Source organism: Streptomyces eurythermus, from assembly GCF_014649115.1.
Taxonomy (GTDB): domain Bacteria; phylum Actinomycetota; class Actinomycetes; order Streptomycetales; family Streptomycetaceae; genus Streptomyces; species Streptomyces eurythermus.
The window spans coordinates 48,116-64,489 of the sequence record NZ_BMSK01000021.1; the positions used below are offsets into that span (position 1 = coordinate 48,116).

14 protein-coding genes are annotated in these 16,374 nt (G+C 69.9%); 7 read left to right on the forward strand and 7 right to left on the reverse strand.

All coding sequences use genetic code 11. From position 1 onward, the window contains the following. The first annotated feature begins 112 nt into the window (after window positions 1-112). The 7 genes from IE251_RS32630 (at window position 113) to IE251_RS32660 (ending at window position 8,413) form a co-directional block, all read left to right on the forward strand. Window positions 113-313: a hypothetical protein gene (locus tag IE251_RS32630; protein WP_189756554.1), complete on the forward strand. Its 201-nt coding sequence runs from the start codon at window positions 113-115 to the stop codon at window positions 311-313. A gap of 4 nt (window positions 314-317) precedes the next feature. Then, a complete protein-coding gene (locus tag IE251_RS32635) occupies window positions 318-623 on the forward strand; it encodes a hypothetical protein (protein ID WP_189756555.1) in 306 nt (101 codons plus the stop codon). A gap of 174 nt (window positions 624-797) precedes the next feature. Further along, complete coding sequence (locus IE251_RS32640) at window positions 798-1,667, forward strand: hypothetical protein (RefSeq protein WP_189756556.1); 870 nt, start codon at window positions 798-800, stop codon at window positions 1,665-1,667. A 71-nt stretch (window positions 1,668-1,738) separates the two neighbouring features. After that, window positions 1,739-2,983, forward strand: coding sequence for a hypothetical protein (locus IE251_RS32645; protein WP_189756557.1), 1,245 nt, complete (start codon window positions 1,739-1,741; stop codon window positions 2,981-2,983). 116 nt (window positions 2,984-3,099) lie between these two features. After that, on the forward strand, window positions 3,100-4,197 hold the full coding sequence (locus IE251_RS41935; RefSeq protein ID WP_189756558.1) for a transglycosylase family protein: 1,098 nt from the start codon (window positions 3,100-3,102) through the stop codon (window positions 4,195-4,197). 320 nt (window positions 4,198-4,517) lie between these two features. Beyond that, a complete protein-coding gene (locus IE251_RS32655) occupies window positions 4,518-7,733 on the forward strand; it encodes an NACHT and WD40 repeat domain-containing protein (RefSeq protein WP_189756559.1) in 3,216 nt (1,071 codons plus the stop codon). A 254-nt stretch (window positions 7,734-7,987) separates the two neighbouring features. Next, a complete protein-coding gene (locus IE251_RS32660; RefSeq protein WP_189756560.1) occupies window positions 7,988-8,413 on the forward strand; it encodes a hypothetical protein in 426 nt (141 codons plus the stop codon). 16 nt (window positions 8,414-8,429) lie between these two features. On the opposite strand, the gene cutA is transcribed toward IE251_RS32660, so the two are convergent. The 7 genes from cutA to IE251_RS32695 all read right to left on the reverse strand — a co-directional run bounded on the left by cutA (window position 8,430) and on the right by IE251_RS32695 (window position 16,369). Next, window positions 8,430-8,762, reverse strand: coding sequence for a divalent-cation tolerance protein CutA (cutA, locus tag IE251_RS32665; protein WP_189756561.1), 333 nt, complete (start codon window positions 8,760-8,762; stop codon window positions 8,430-8,432). Further along, window positions 8,741-10,159, reverse strand: coding sequence for a pyridoxal phosphate-dependent aminotransferase (locus tag IE251_RS32670; protein WP_229897032.1), 1,419 nt, complete (start codon window positions 10,157-10,159; stop codon window positions 8,741-8,743). Before IE251_RS32670 ends, cutA begins: the two co-directional genes overlap by 22 nt. A gap of 96 nt (window positions 10,160-10,255) precedes the next feature. Continuing rightward, window positions 10,256-11,404: an aldose epimerase family protein gene (locus IE251_RS32675; protein ID WP_189756562.1), complete on the reverse strand. Its 1,149-nt coding sequence runs from the start codon at window positions 11,402-11,404 to the stop codon at window positions 10,256-10,258. Between the two features lie 25 nt (window positions 11,405-11,429). Next, window positions 11,430-12,671, reverse strand: coding sequence for a multiple monosaccharide ABC transporter permease (gene mmsB, locus IE251_RS32680; RefSeq protein ID WP_189756563.1), 1,242 nt, complete (start codon window positions 12,669-12,671; stop codon window positions 11,430-11,432). Beyond that, window positions 12,668-14,218 carry a multiple monosaccharide ABC transporter ATP-binding protein gene (mmsA, locus tag IE251_RS32685; RefSeq protein WP_189756564.1) on the reverse strand — a complete coding sequence of 517 codons (1,551 nt, stop codon included), beginning with the start codon at window positions 14,216-14,218 and terminating at the stop codon, window positions 12,668-12,670. Before mmsA ends, mmsB begins: the two co-directional genes overlap by 4 nt. Before the next feature lie 34 nt (window positions 14,219-14,252). Beyond that, window positions 14,253-15,362 carry a multiple monosaccharide ABC transporter substrate-binding protein gene (chvE, locus tag IE251_RS32690; protein WP_189756565.1) on the reverse strand — a complete coding sequence of 370 codons (1,110 nt, stop codon included), beginning with the start codon at window positions 15,360-15,362 and terminating at the stop codon, window positions 14,253-14,255. Window positions 15,363-15,367: 5 nt separating this feature from the next. Continuing rightward, window positions 15,368-16,369, reverse strand: coding sequence for a hypothetical protein (locus IE251_RS32695; RefSeq protein ID WP_189756566.1), 1,002 nt, complete (start codon window positions 16,367-16,369; stop codon window positions 15,368-15,370). Between the last annotated feature and the right edge of the window lie 5 nt (window positions 16,370-16,374).

Sequence of the window (16,374 nt, forward strand, 5' to 3'; positions counted from 1 at the left end):
GGCACGGCCCGCAGGATGGTGTTCACCGAGAGGGACACGGGCCGGACAGCCGGACCGCGACCCCCTCACCACAGCAACTGTTCTCCGCCATCGCCGTCCAGGGGGATCCGCCATGTTCCGCACCGTTCGCCGTCTGATCGCCACCGGCGCCGCCGCCCTCGTCCTGTCCGCCACCGCCGTCACCGGCGCCGGGATCGTCATCGGCTGGGACAGCGAGTCCGCCGGCACGCCGCTGGCCGGGGTCATCGGCTGGGACACCGAGCCGGCGCACACGACGCTCGCGACGGGCGCGGGCGTCATCGGCTGGGACTGAGCCCGTGCGGATCGTCAGCGTCACCTTCCGGGCGCACGACGACGGATCGCCCCGGCCCACGGGCGTCGCGCCGCTCCTGCACGATCTGCTGTGGGCGCACGCGGTGCCCGCCGCCCGACTGGAGCACGTCAGGGTCCGCCCGGTCCGGGCCGGCCTGGAGGCGGTGTTCTTCGTCCGCGCCGCGTCCGACGCCGAGGCCGTGACCGGCGTACGGCACCTGCTCGCCCGGGTGCGCGAACCGGTCGCCGCCCACGGTTACGCGGTGCTCATGCCCCGACCGGCGCACCTCCGCGCCGACTTCGGCGCCTGACACACCCCCCTTTCCGCGCCCCCGTATGCGTCGGCGCGACCTTCCCGGACACCACCCTCGTCCGTTCCCCCTGTGCGCCGGCGCGCTCCGCCCTGCCCGCACACGCCCTCTGATGCCTACGGGTGCCCCCGCCCCCTGTCTTCCCGTCCTTCCCGAACTTCCCGGAGACCCGCCGTGCCCAGCAGGAACGCACTGATCGTCCGTACGACGCTCGCCCTGTCCGCCGTGGCGGCGGCCGGCGCGGCCGTGGCCCTGTCCACCGGTGCCGAGGCCGCCACCCCCGCGGCGGCACCCGCCCCGGCCACGGCCTCCGCCCACGCCCCCTCCGGGGCCAACCCCGGCACCACCCCCGCCACCCCGGCGCCCACCCCGAGCGCCACCCACACCGACCCGGCGCCCACCGCCACCCCGCACGACACCACCCCGCCCCGCACCGGCAACCGGCCGAGTCCCGCCGCCGAGCCCCGTACGACCGGGCCCACCCGGCACGCGGCCGCGCCGAAGCCGCCCGAGCCGCTGCCCGCGAAGAGCCTGCCCGACAGCGAGGCGGCCCGGTGGAAGCCGATGGGACCGACGAACACCCGTCCCGTGGGCCCCGAGACGCGGCTCAACGAGTGCGCCACCGTGCGCGGCGCCGCCTCCTGGCAGCAGCAGGGCTACGTCAGCGCCTTCAAGACCCCGGCGATCGAGGACTCCTTCACTTTCGCCACCGAGGCCGCCGCCACCGGCGCCTACCAGAACCTCGTGACGGACCTGGCCGGCTGCCAGGACACCTCACGCGAGGTCCAGCGCGAGGCCGGACTGACCGTCGACGCCCGCGTGGAGCGCACCGCGGCCACCGCCGACGGCAACGCCTACCGCCGGGAGTGGACCGGAGTGGCCGGCATGTCCGCCCCCGGCGCGCAGACCAACCACGTCTACCTGGTACGCCGCGGAGCCACGGTGACCGTCCTGCAGTTCACCGAGATGCGCACCGCGTCCGGCCCCCGGCACTCGTACGACATCCGCGACGACCGCGCCACGCTCGCGACCCTGGCCCGCTGACCGGCGACCGGCCGTCCGGGCCCACCCACAGCATTCCAGCCCTCTTCCCACCCCCAGCAAAGGATTCCGGCATGTCCAGCCGCTCCCGCACGTCCCTGCGCCTGACCGCCATCGCCACCGTCGCCGCCGGACTGGCCTTCCCGCTCCTCAACGCCCCGGCCGCCCACGCCGCGTCGACCGCCGGCGGACCGATCACCCGTGGCGAGGTCCTCGCCCGCGCCCAGAGCTGGGTGGACGAGAAGGTCCCCTACAACCAGTCCGGTTACAAGACCGACGCCAACGGCACCTACCGCGAGGACTGTTCCGGCTACGTCTCCATGGCCTGGCACCTGACGGACAGCCTCACCACCTGGACCCTGCCCAACGTCTCCACGAAGATCGGCTTCAGCCAGCTCCAGGGCGGCGACATCCTGGACTACACCGACGCCCACACCTTCATCTTCAACAAGTGGACGAACAAGGCCAACGGCGACTTCACCTACTACGCCGAGTCCAACCCGAACAACCCCACCCACGGGCCCACCGCCGCCAACATCAACAACGCCAGCATCGAGGGCTGGCCCACCAGTTACTACGGCGCGTACCGCTACAACCACATCGTCAACGACACCACCGCCGGCATAGGCATGTGGAACCCGTCGGACCACTACTTCCACCTGCGGAACTCGTTGAGCGCGGGCCCGAACGACAAGGACTTCGTGTTCGGTGCGACGGGGATGACGCCGGTCACGGGTGACTGGGACGGCGTCGGCAGCGACGGTGTGGGCATGTACGACTCGGCGAATCACACGTTCTACCTGCGGAACTCGCCGAGTGCGGGCGGGAACGACTACACGGTCTCGTTCGGCAGCGCCGGTGACATCCCGGTGGTGGGTGACTGGGACGGCAATGGCACGGACACGATTGGTGTGTGGCGGCCGTCGAACCACACGTTCTACCTGCGCAACTCCAACACGGCCGGTCCGGCGGACAAGACGTTCGTCTACGGCGGTGGCGGCATGCAGCCTCTGGCGGGTGACTGGGACGGTGTGGGTGCGGACGGCATCGGTATGTACGACGACAGCACGCACATGGTGTACCTGCGCAACAGCACGAGCGCGGGCGGCAACGACTACACGATCAGCTACGGCACCCCGGGTGACATCGCGGTGGCGGGCGACTTCAACGGCGACGGCAAGGACACCGTCAGCGTCTGGAACCCGACCACGCACTACTTCGACATCAACAACTCCAACACCAACAACGACCCCTCCACCCGCTTCGTCTACGGCGCCACCGGCATGATCCCCGTCGCCGGCGACTGGGACGGCCAGTAAGAAACCCAGGTACGGCGCCGGGCCCCCGCCACCGCCCGGCGCCACCGCCCCACCCCCTTCTCCCTCAGGGCACGGACCTGCGTGCCCCGCCCGCCCACGCCCTCTGGAGCCTCGTCATGCCCGCCCGCCGCCTCCGCTCGTCCGTCCGCCGTTCCTCCCGCACGCTGGCGCTCGCCACCGCCCTGACCGCAGCCGTCCTGACCCTCGGGTCCGCCCCGGCCCAGGCCGCCTCCGTCGAGACGTGGGACAAGGTGGCCCAGTGCGAGAGCGGCGGCAACTGGAGCATCAACACCGGCAACGGCTTCTACGGCGGCCTCCAGTTCAACCAGTCGACGTGGAACGCCTACGGCGGCACCGCCTACGCCTCCCGGGCCGACCTCGCGACCAAGAAGCAGCAGATCCTGATCGGCGAGAAGGTCCTGGCCAGCCAGGGCGAGGGTGCCTGGCCGACGTGTGGCCCGCAGGCCGGCCTGGGCGACGACCACGCCGTGCCGTACCCGGCCTACACCGCGGCCGGTATCGGTGTGTGGAACCCGTCGGACCACTACTTCCACCTGCGGAACTCGTTGAGCGCGGGGCCGAACGACAAGGACTTCGTGTTCGGTGCGACGGGGATGACGCCGGTCGCCGGTGACTGGGACGGCATCGGCAGTGACGGTGTGGGCATGTACGACTCGGCGAACCACACGTTCTACCTGCGGAACTCGCCGAGTGCGGGCGGGAATGACTACACGGTCTCGTTCGGCAGCGCCGGTGACATCCCGGTGGTGGGTGACTGGGACGGCAATGGCACGGACACCATCGGTGTGTGGCGGCCGTCGAACCACACGTTCTACCTGCGCAACTCCAACACGGCCGGTCCGGCGGACAAGACGTTCGTCTACGGCGGTGACGGCATGCAGCCCCTGGCGGGTGACTGGGACGGTGTGGGTGCGGACGGCATCGGCATGTACGACGACAGCACGCACATGGTGTACCTGCGCAACAGCACCAGCGCGGGCGGCAACGACTACACCATCAGCTACGGCACCCCGGGTGACATCGCGGTGGCGGGCGACTTCAACGGCGACGGCAAGGACACCGTCAGCGTCTGGAACCCGACGACCCACTACTTCGACATCAACAACTCCAACACCAACAACGACCCCTCCACCCGCTTCGTCTACGGCGCCACCGGCATGATCCCCGTCGCCGGCGACTGGGACGGCCAGTAAGAGCGACGCCCGGGGTCCTGCTCGGTCCGTGTCGCCCCCGCCCAGCGGTACACGCTGGGCGGGGGCGCTGATCTGCGCGCACACGGCGACCCGCGCCGACCGGCCCCCTGTGAAAGACCCCTTTCACGGTGAGGCGGGAGGCAAGGCTTCAAGCCGTCTCGACGGACGCCACGGCCAACCGACAGAATCTGCGCATGTTACAGAGAACTCCGGTCCGCTTAAATACGCGGACCGTCCGTAATCTCTGCCTGACGGCTCTGGGGACCGTGACCCTCGGACTCACCCTGTGGATGTGGAAGTCCGGGCAGGACCCCAATAGCGTGGCCACCATCGCCGGGCTGTTCGCCTCGCTGGCCTCGCTGCTGGTCGCCGTCGTCGACGTGTTCCGCGGCACGGAGACACCACCGGACCCCGCCGCCCTCGCCGACGACCTCACGCGCCAACTCCGCGAACAGTGGCTGGACGAGGCCCGCGCCCGCCGGCTGCAAGCCCCCCGGGTGCTGCCCCTCGCCTGGAGAACGACGGCGGGTAACCTCACCGACACCGAGCTGCGGACAGGCCCCACCGGCTCGCCTGTGCTGCGTCTGCGCCTGGACGGCCGCCTCGAGGGACGGTTCGAGGACGTGACCGACCGCCTCGCCGAAGGCTTCGCGCGCGTACCGAACCGCCGCCTGGTGGTCGTGGGCGAGCCCGGCTCGGGCAAGACGGTCCTGGCCATACTCATCACCCTGGGTCTCCTCGCCGCTCGTGAGGCGGGCGGTGCCGTACCGGTCCTGCTCCCCGTCTCCTCCTGGGACCCCGTCCTGGAGCCGCTCGACGACTGGATCGTCCGCACCATGGCCCGGCCGTACTACAACGGCCGCCCCGAGATCCCCCGCATGCTCCTGGCCCACGGGCTGGTGATCCCCGTCCTCGACGGCCTCGACGAGATCCCCGAGTCCGCCCGCCGCGGCGCCATCCGCAAGATCAACGAGCAACCGAACCGCCCCCTCGTCGTGACCTGCCGGGCGGTCGAGTACGAGGAACTGATCCGCGCGGGCGCGACCGCCCTGCGGCAGGCGGCGGTCGTCGAAGTCCTCCCGGTCACCCCGCAAGACGCCATCACGTACCTGCGGGACGTGAACTGGCCCCCGGGAGTGGACTGGTCCCCCGTGTTCGCCCGCCTGCGGACCGAGCCGCAGAGCCCGCTGGCCAAGGCGCTCTCCACCCCCCTGATGGTCACCTCGGCACGCCTCGTCTACCAGAAGGGCGGTGGCGACCCCATCGAACTGCTGGACGAGTCCCGCTTCGGCAGCGAGTACGCCGTCGAGGACCATCTCCTGCACGGCATGCTCGACGCCGCCTACGCGCCGGACCCGGCCCTGTCCCCGGAAGCGGCGCCCCGGGAGCGCTGGACTCCCGAACAGGCCCGCCGTTGGCTGACATTCCTTGCCCGGCACCTGCACGACCATCGCGAACGTGACCTGTCGTGGTGGCAGTTGAGCACACGGCTGCTGCCGTCCTGGGCGGGTCTGGGGGTCGGTCTGTGTCTGGGAGCGGTGGTCGCGTCCGCCGCCATGGCGTGGGTCCGGGTGACAGCGGCGGCCGACCGGAGCGATACCTACAACACCGTCATGATGCCCCTCGTCCTCGGGGTGGCCTTCGCGCTCCTCAACGCCCTTGTCTGGAACGCTTCGTCCTCCAGGCCGCCGGGCCGCCTCACCTGGGCGCTGCAGGGGTCGGCGGAGCGCCTGTTCCGGGGATTCACGACCGGGACGGGCCTGGCGTCTCTCCTCGTGACACCGATCATGACCGTGGTGACCATCGCACAGATTCTCAACCTGGAGACACCGGGCTGGGGAACACGGAAGACGGAACTGTGCCTGGAGGGGATCGGCATCTGCCTCTCTCTCAGCGTGGCGGTCGGTCTGGCCCTGGCGACCCATGACTGGCTCGACGCGCCGCCGTCACGCGCGGCCCAGGTGAGCCCCATCCGTACGCTCGTCCAGGACCGGCGGTCGTCGATCGTCAGTGCCACGGTGGCCGGGACACTTATCGCTGTGGCCGGGTTGCCCGCCGTGTGGGCCGGACTCCTGTCCGGAGACCTGTCCATTCGCCTCCTGACCCGCGAATCGGGATGGCCGGGACATGCGAACATGACGGGAACACTCGCCGCCTTCCACTGGCATTTGGTGAACGGTGCGTTCGGCAACTGGCGCATCAAACTGGGTGTCGCCTTCCTGCTGCCCGGCGTCCTCCTCGCCCTGCTCCTGCTCATGAGCCGGGCCTGGCCACGCTTCGTCATCGTGAGGTCCTGGCTCGCGCTCCGCGGCAAGCTCCCCTGGAGGCTGATGGCGTTCCTCGCGGACGCACGACGCCGTGAGATCCTGCGCCAAGCCGGCGGCGCCTACCAGTTCCGCCATATCCGCCTCCAGGAGACGCTGGCCGGAGAACCCCTGTACAGGGACGGGACCGAGAGCGCACGTACGGCAGTCCGCCGCAGAACCGTTCTGGCCGTGGCCGCCGGGGCCGCCGCCACGGGGGTCGGAGTGGCGGCATGGCGCTCCCGCGCCGCGAGCATCGCCGACTTCGCCGTCCCCCACCGACAGCCCGTACAGGTGGTCCGCTTCAGGCCTGAAAGGGATAGCCGGGGGGACAGGGAGGTGGCCTTCCGGCTCGACGGCGGCGAGGTGGCGTTGTGGAGCGGCTGGTCGAGCGACCAGGAAGCGCGTTGGGTGCAGGGCCTTCCCCGAGGAGCTGCCGACCAGGGGGGGTCGCGGTCACTCGCATTCTCCGCGGACGGCAACATCCTTATTCTGCCAGTTCCGGGCGGTGTAGCGGTCCAGAACCTGAATCAGTTGACGAGCAGCGGGCTGAAATTGCTCGATGCCCCCACCGGAACCCCCGACTTGGTCGCCTTCGACTCCCGCAGGGGGCGCCTGGCCGTCCATTCCGATCCGGACTATGAAATTTTCCTGTCGGAGGTCGCGAACGGCCACGGTGACTCGGCACCCACCGCCGGGCACTGGGTCCGTCTCGCCAACCGCTTCGGGCCCGTCTCGGGAATGACCTTCCTTTCCGACGGCAGCCTGGCGGTACTCTTCTCGGACAGCCCACGCCGATTCCGACTGCCCGACTCGACCGCTCGGCCTCTACTGAAAGGAGAAAAGACAAAGGCAACGAGCGATCCGCTTTACGCCTTCGACAATGCCCTCATCGCGTCCCCCCGCGACGAACTCGTCGTACTCGGCTCGGGGACGTCGGAGTTGTGGCTGCCGGAGCACGACCATCATCGCGTTTACTGCGCCTTCCCCGGTAAACAAGCGGTAGCCTTCCACCCGACGAAAGAGGCGCTGCTCGCGGCCCCCGACACCAACGGAAGCGACATCCGTCTCTACCGCTACTCGAAAACCGGCCTCACCGAGGCAGGCCCGCCCCTGCTCGGCCACATCGCACCCGTACGCTCCCTCGATTTCAGCCACGACGGCCTGCTCCTGGTCTCCGCGGACGATGACGGGATGATCCGGCTCTGGAAAACCGGCGCCGCCCTGCAGTAACCGGGACTGTAAATCGTTCGGTGTAACTCCCCCAAGCCGGGCTGCCCCCACTGTGCCGCCGAGAAGGCCCGGCTCGCCCAGGCGATAAAGGCCGGCAACGCCTCCGCTCGTTTCGAGGCGGCCCGGAACATCCGGCAGTGCGGGCACGGTGCCGGCGGGTCTCGGGGGTTGTTGGAGAAGTGGGTACAAAAAACGGCTACCCTGCCCCGGCTGTTGCGGTGGGTGCTCGCTGTGACGGCGACGGGAGGCCGGTGATGACCTTCCGTTGCCCGGCAAGGACCGGGCTGGACGGCAAGGTTCGGACGGCGGCGGAGACCATCGGCTCCCCGCGTCCCGACATCGAGTGGTCACCGTACGACGTGTTCCAGTGCCTGGTCGAAGACGTGCCCCACGACTTCCACGCGGCCTTCCTCCGCACGGGCGCCCGCGCCGCCCCCGAGTCCGACGTGTACCTGTGCCGGCGCGACGGATCCCCCGTGCAGTGGCTCGCGGACATCGACGTATGCCTGAAGAAGCCGACCCCCCTCGGTACCGGATGCACGATCTACCGAGGCCACCCCGGACGGTGCGAGTGGCAGTACATCGACCCGCCCCAGGTGGCTGCTCAGGCGCTGGTCGGCCGGCTGACCGACGAATGGGATCCGTCCCGCCTCTTCAAGCCCCGGGAATCACGCCACTGACCCCCGCTCTCGGCCCCTACCCGGCAGGCCGGGTCTCCTCCTCCAGCCACGCCAGGTAGGCCCCGCTGCCCGCCACGATCGGGGTCGCGATGATCTCGGGGGTGTCGTAGTCGTGCGCTCCCTTGATGTAGGCCTCCAGGTCCTCGTAACGCGCCGTGGTGGTCTTGAACAGGATCTGCCACTCCTGCTCGGTCTGTGTCGCCCCCTCCCAGCGGTAGACGCTGGTGACGGGGGCGCTGATCTGTGCGCACGCGGCGACCCGCGCCTCCACCGCGCCGGCGGCGAGTGTCTTCGCCTTCTCCTCGCTGTCCGTGGTCGTCAGTACGGTCAGGTGCCGGTGTTCTGCCATGGCCGGTCTTCCTTCCGGGGGCGGGTCTCTACCGGACGGACGGTACCGCGCACCTGGGCCGCGGTGAGCCCGCCCCGCGCCGGAACCCCGGGCGGGGTCGACGCGGCGGGCGCCCAGGGTGTCACAGGCGCCGGGGGCGGGACCGGCATCGGAGGGACGGCGGCGGGGAGCGGGACGCCCGTGCCGACGGCCGGGGCGGGCACAGCCGGGCGCGGGGCCGCCACGTCGGACCCGGGCCCGGTCAGCCGCAGTCCCGCCCCGCTCGTCTCCCCGATCAGGCGGTCCACCGTCGGCGTGCCCGAGCTGTAGCCCGAGCCGGCCGTGGGCACGGAGTCGTAGAGCACCTGTTCCAGCGCCGGCACCAGGCGGCGTACGTCGGCCTGCGGGCGTACCGCGAGGCGCAGGAAGCGGCTGGAGGAGCCGATCTTGTCGCCGCAGTCGCGGACCAGGAGCCGGTGTCCGGTCAGCAGCCGGTCCCGGACGACCGTGCCCTCCGCGCCGACCGGCAGGCGGACGAGGACGAAGTCGGCCTGGGAGGGGTAGACGGTGAGGCCGGGGAGCGTGGTCAGGCGGGCGGTCATGTCCCGGCGGTCCTCGCGGAGCCGGTCCCGGCTGCGCGCGTACGCGGGCCCGTGGTCGCGCAGCAGGGACACCACGTGCTCCGCGAGGGAGCCGAGGTTCCGCCTCGGCAGCACGGAGCGGATCCTGCCCGCCAGCGCGGGGTCGGCGGCGAGGGAGCCGAGGCGGACGCCGGGCAGGCCGAGGCTCTTGCCCAGGCTGCGCAGGACGATCACGTTGGGGCGGAGCACGGCCTCCTGGGCGACGCTCGGCTCGGGCTCCGCGTCGCCGAACTCCAGGTACGACTCGTCCACGACCACCAGGTCCAGGTCGGCCATGGCGTCCAGGAACCGCACCAGCCGCTCGCGCCGCGGCCGGCCCCCGTCGGGGCTGTTGGGGGTGCAGACCACGGCCGCTCGGCTGCCCCGGGCGCGCAGGAAGCCGGCGTACCGGTCGAGGTCCAGGGCGAAGCCGTCCGCCTCCTGGAGCGGGAACATGTCGACCCGCTTGCCGGTCACCGCCGGCCGGCCGGTCCAGCGGTCGGACGTCGGCACCGGGATTGCTAGGGACTCCCGGACCAGCAAGTGGTCGATCCAGGTGATGAGTTCGCTGGTGCCGTGGCCCACCACCACGCACTGCGGCGGGAGGTGGAGCAGAGCGCTCAGCTCGGCGGTGACGGTGTCGGTGTCGCTCGGGCAGGACGTGACGATCTCGCGCAACCGGGCCGCCAGTTCGTCGAACATCCCGGGCGTCGGGAAGTACGGGTTGCCCGGGACGCGGAAGTCCACCGGGCCGGCTCCGGCGCCGTCCCGGAACAGCGAAGTGACGTTGCCGGCCAAAAGGAGACCTCCGTATCCGAGCGCGGCCCGTGCGGACCGTTCCTGGATACGGAGGTGTCGGGAGGTGTGTTCAACTCACCTGGTCATCAATCGAATTCACGCGCTGAAGCGGTGGATCGTCGTCGTCCGGTACGTCTGGCCGGGGCGCAGCACCGTCGACGGGAACGCCGGCTGGTTCGGCGAGTCCGGGAAGTGCTGCGTCTCCAGGCACAGCGCGTCGCCCTGCCGGTAGGTGTGGCCCGAGGTGCCGGTGAGCGTACCGTCGAGGAAGTTGCCGGAGTAGAACTGGAGCCCCGGCTGGTCGGTGGCGATCTTCAGGGTGCGGCCGGAGTGCGGGTCGCGCAGGGTCGCGATGTGCTCGGGCCGCGCCGTGATCCCCTTGTCCAGCACCCAGTTGTGGTCGTACCCCTTGGCCAGCACGAGCTGCTCGTGGCCCGCCCGCAGGTCCCGGCCGATGGGCTTGGCGTGCCGGAAGTCGAACGGGGTGCCCGCGACCTTGGCCAGCTCCCCGGTGGGGATGAGCCCGGAGTCGGTCGGGGTGTAGCGGGCGGCGGCGATGGACAGCTCGTGGTCCTCGATGCCGCCGCTGCCCTCGCCGGCCAGGTTCCAGTAGACGTGGCTGGTGAGGTTGACGACGGTGGCCTTGTCGGTGGTCGCCTTGTAGTCGATGCGCCAGTCCCCGTGCCGGGTGAGGGTGTACGTCACCCGCGTGCGCAGCGTGCCCGGGTAGCCCATCTCGCCGTCGGCGCTGGTGTAGCGCAGCCGCAGGCCGACGTCCGTGCCCTCGGTGAACGGCTCGACGTCCCACACGCGCTTGTCGAAGCCCTTGGCGCCGCCGTGCAGGCTGTTGTCGCCGTCGTTCACGTCGAGCTGGTACGGCTTGCCGTCGAGGGTGAACCGGCCGGCGTCGATGCGGTTGCCGTAGCGGCCGATCAGCGCGCCGAAGTACGGGCTCTTCGCCGCGTAGTCGGCGAGGTTGTCGAAACCGGCGACCACGTTGGCGTACCGGCCGTGCCGGTCGGGGAGTTGCAGGGTCTGGACGACACCGCCGTAGGAGAGCACCTTCATCCGGGTGCCGCCGTTCTCCAGCGACCAGCGGTGGACCTCGGTGCCGTCGGCGAGCGTGCCGAAGTGTTCCTTCACCGGCTTCCTTCCCGGGGCCGCGTGTGCCGTGCCGCCGAGCGTGGTGGCGGCCAGGCCCGCCGCGGCTGCTCCCGCGATGACCGTGCGTCTGTTCAGTTCCATGGGTGCGGCTCTCGCTTTCTGGTGCTTACGAACCGGACTTGCGCTTGTTCCACACGTCGAACCCGACCGCCACGAGCAGGGCCAGGCCCTTGATGACCTGCTGCCAGTCGGTGCCGACGCTCAGGAGGTTCATGCCGTTGTTCAGCACGCCGAGGACCAGACCGCCGATGATGGCGCCGAGGACGGTGCCGACACCGCCGCTCATGGACGCGCCGCCGATGAACGAGGATGCGATGGCCTCGAGTTCGAAGTTGACGCCGGCCTTCGGGGAGGCCGCGTTCAGCCGGGCGGCGACCACCAGACCCGCCAGGGCCGCGAGCACGCCCATGTTCAGGAAGACGTAGAAGGTGACCTTCTTGTCCTTCACGCCGGACAGCTTGGCCGCCGGCAGGTTGCCGCCGATGGCGTAGATGTGCCGGCCGAAGACCGCGTTGCGCATGACGTAGCCGTAGCCGACGACCAGCACGCCGAGGACGATCAGCACGATCGGGGTGCCCTTGTAGCTGGCGAGCAGCAGGGTGATGACGAGGATCGCGGCGACCAGCGCGGTCAGCTTGAGCAGGAACAGCCGGGTCGGCAGGACGTCCAGGGAGAACTCCTGCTGGCGGCGGCGGTCCCGGAACTCCTGCCACACCACGGCCGCGATCAGCACCAGCCCGAGCAGCAGGGTGAGGTTGTGGTAGTTGGTGTTCGGGCCGACCTCGGGCAGGAAGCCGTTGCCGAGCTTCTGCAGGCCGTCGGGGAACGGGCCGAGGGTCTGGCCCTTGAGGAGGATCTCGGTCAGACCGCGGAAGAGGAGCATCCCGGCGAGGGTGACGATGAAGGACGGTATGCCGAGATAGGCGATCAGATAGCCCTGGATCGAACCCGCGGCGGCGCCCACCAGCAGGCACAGCACCAGCGCCACGGGCCAGGACACCCCGTGCTGCACGGTCAGTACGGCCGCGAAGGCGCCGGTGAACGCGGTGAGCGAGCCGACCGACAGGTCGATGTGCCCGGCGATGATGACCAGCATCATGCCGATCGCGAGGATCAGGATGTAGCTGTTCTGCAGCACCAGGTTGGAGACGTTGCGCGGCAGCAGCAGGTCCCCGTCGGTCCAGATCGCGAAGAGGACCACGATCAGGCCGAGCGCGATCAGCATGCCGTACTGGCGCATATTGCGGCGCAGGCCGGCCAGCATCACGCCGAGCAGTCCGTCGGGGGCCGGTCCGCTCCCGCCCGGCGGCGCGGGGGCCGGGCTCTTGGCGGTCACATCCGTGCTCATCGCGTTACCTCTTTGTCCTTTGTCATATGGCGCATCAGCACTTCCTGCGTGGCCTCGGCCCGCGGCACCTCACCGGTCAGCCGTCCGGCGGCCATCGTGTAGATGCGGTCGCACATGCCGAGCAGCTCGGGCAGCTCGGAGGAGATGAAGACGACCGCCTTGCCCTGGGCGGCGAGCTGGTCGATGACCGTGTAGATCTCGAACTTGGCGCCCACGTCGATGCCGCGGGTCGGTTCGTCGAGGATCAGCACGTCCGGACCGGCGAAGATCCACTTGCTGAGGACGACCTTCTGCTGGTTGCCGCCGGAGAGCTTGCCCACCGGCTCGAACACGGTGGGCGCCTTGATGTTCATGGACGTCCGGAAGCCCTCGGCGACCTGCCGTTCCTCGTGTTCGTCCACCACGCCCCGGTTGGCGACCTTGTCCAGCGCGGTCAGCGAGATGTTCCGGTTGATGGTGTCGATGAGGTTCAGGCCGTAGTGCTTGCGGTCCTCGGTGACGTACGCGATGCCGTGCCCGATCGCCTCCGGCACCGTCTTGGTACGGATCTCCCGGCCGTCCTTCAGGACCGTGCCGCCCGCGTACCGCCCGTAGGTCCGCCCGAAGACGCTCATGGCGAGTTCGGTGCGGCCCGCGCCCATCAGGCCCGCGATGCCGACGATCTCTCCGCGGCGCACGGTCAGCGACACGTCGTCCACGACCTTGCGCTGCTGGTCGATCGGGTGGAACACGGTCCAGCCGCGGATCTCCAGCGCCGGTGCGACGCCCTGCTCCGGCTGGTGCGGGGTGCGCTCGGGAAAGCGGTGGTCGAGGTCGCGGCCGACCATGCCGGCGATGATCCGCTCCTCGGTGGTCTCCGGCGCCTTCACGTCGAGGGTCTCGATGGAGCGGCCGTCCCGGATGATCGTCACCGAGTCGGCGACCTTGCGGATCTCGTTGAGCTTGTGGGAGATGATGATCGAGGTGATGCCCTGCTTCTTCAGCTCCAGGATCAGATCGAGGAGCTTGTCGCTGTCCTCGTCGTTCAGGGCCGCCGTCGGCTCGTCCAGGATCAGCAGCTTCACCTGCTTGGACAGCGCCTTGGCGATCTCCACCAGCTGCTGCTTGCCCACGCCGATGTCGGCGACCCGGGTCTCCGGGTGCTCGTCCAGGCCGACCCGGCGCAGCAGTTCGGTGGCGTGGCGCAGGGTCTCGCGCCAGTTGATGAGGCCGCGCGTGGCGTGCTCGTTGCCGAGGAAGAGGTTCTCCGCGATGGACAGGTGCGGCACCAGTGCCAGTTCCTGGTGGATGATGACGATGCCGTGCTGCTCGCTCGCCCGGATGTCACGGAACTGGCAGATCTCCCCGTCGAAGAGGATGTCCCCCTCGTAGGTGCCGTACGGATGGACGCCGGAGAGCACCTTCATCAGGGTGGACTTGCCGGCGCCGTTCTCCCCGCAGATGGCGTGGACCTCGCCCCGCCGGACGGACAGGGTGACGTCCGACAGCGCCTTGACACCGGGAAAGGTCTTGACGATCGAGCGCATTTCCAGGACGGGTCCCGCCATGGTCGTGCCTTTCACTCCGTAGGAAATGGGCGGGTCACTTCAGCTGGGACTCGGTGTAGTAACCGCCGTCGACCAGCACCTTCTGGTAGTTGGACTTGTCGACGCTGACCGGCTGGAGCAGGTAGGCCGGCACGACCTTGGCGCCGTTGTCGTACGTCTTGGTGTCGTTGACCTCGGGCTTCTTGCCCTTCAGGGACTCGTCCAGCATCGTGGCGGCGACCTCGGCGAGCTTGCGCAGGTCCTTGTAGACGGTCTGCGTCTGCTGCCCGGAGATGATCGACTTCACGGAGGCCAGCTCGGCGTCCTGGCCGGTGATGACCGGCAGCGGCTTGCTGCCCGAGCCGTAGCCGTCCGACTTCAGCGCGGACAGGATGCCGATGGAGATGCCGTCGTACGGCGAGAGGACCGCGTCGACCCGGCCGGACTTGTACGACGAGGTGAGGATGTCCTCCATGCGCTTCTGCGCGGTGGTGCCGTCCCAGCGCAGGGTGACGACCTGGTTGAGCCGGGTCTGCCCGGACTTGACGACCAGCTGCTTCTTGTCGATGTACGGCTGGAGCACCTTCATCGCCCCGCCGAAGAAGTACTTCGTGTTGTTGTCGTCGTTGGAGCCGGCGAACAGCTCGATGTTGAACGGGCCCTTCGCGCCCTTGTCCAGCCCGAGCTTGTTCACGATGTACGTGCCCTGGAGCGTGCCGACCTTCTCGTTGTCGAACGAGGCGTAGTAGTCGACGTTCTTGGTGCCGAGGATCAGCCGGTCGTAGGAGATGACCGGGATGTTCGCGTCCGCGGCCTGCTGGAGCACGCTGTTCAGCGACTTGTTGTCGATCGCCGCGATGATCAGGCCCTTCACGCCCTGCGTGATGAGGTTCTCGATCTGCGAGACCTGGGTCTCCGGGTCGTCCTCGCCGTAGACCAGCTTGGTCTTGTAGCCCTTGGCCTGAAGGTCCTTGACGACGTTGTTGCCGTCGTTGATCCAGCGCTCGGAGGACTTGGTCGGCATGGCGATGCCGATGGTGGCGCCCTTGGCGTCACCGGACTTCTCCTTGCTGCCGCCTTCGCTGTTCTGGCCACAGGCGGTGAGGGCGAGCGCGAGCGAGGCGGCGCCGGCTATCGAGGCGAGGGCGGCTCTGCGGTTGTGCATGGGGATCAGTCCTTGTCGTTCTCGTCGTGGGCAGGGGCGGACGCTTCTACGGGGAACCGGTTCAGGGAACCCGGCAGCCGGGAGCCGAGCGGCGCCATGTCGCCGTCCGCGCCGTGCCGGGCGAGCAGGTCCAGGGCGAGCCGGCCGCGCCGCACCCGCTCCCGGGCGGTGTCCAGGGTGAGGTCCCGCAGGTGGCGGCCCCACGGGTAGATGCCGGGCGCCTTGGACAGGCCGAACTTCAGGTACAGCGGGGCGCCGCGCCGGATCAGCTCGGCGACCTCGTACATCCGGACGTAGCCGCCGAGGTCGTCGGGGGCCTCGATGTACATGTCCATCGGGGCGCCGGAGATCCGCCGGATCTCGGTGAGGTGGTCCAGCGTCAGATCGCTGGGCACGTTGACGGAGTCGGCGCCGAGCCGCTCGTACACGGCGTACGAGGCGGGGTTGACCGGGCCGATCAGCGCGGACACCTTCAGCGTGGTGTCGGCCGGGATGATGCCGGCGGTGCGGGCCCGGTGCAGGGTCCACAGCACGCCCTCGTCGGCGACGAGCAGGCACTTGACGCCCAGCTCGGTGGCCCGGACGGCGTCCTCCACACAGCCGGCGACCGCGTCGTGGCCCCGGGCGCGCAGTCCGGCCCCCCGGGAGTCGGACCGCACCGAGCCGCCGATGTCCCAGGTGCCGCGCGGGCCGGTGAACAGGCACAGTTCGATGTCGCGTTCGGCGGTCGCCTCGACCATCTCGGTGATCTCGGCGTCGGTGAGCATCCATACGCCGCTGCCCTGGCTGATCCGGTGGATCGGCACATCCAGGCGGGAGGCCTCCTTGAGGACGACCGCCAGCGCCTCGGGACCCTCGCACGAGGGGATCTCGGTGCGCCAGCGGCCGCCGCCCGGGAAGGTGTGGACGGAGGCGTCGGCGGGGTCGAGGGCGGGCGCGCCCAGACCGAGAGCGGCGAGCACCTGCTCGCCGGGCCTGCGGGCTGCCGGGGCGGAAGCGTCGGTCACAAGCT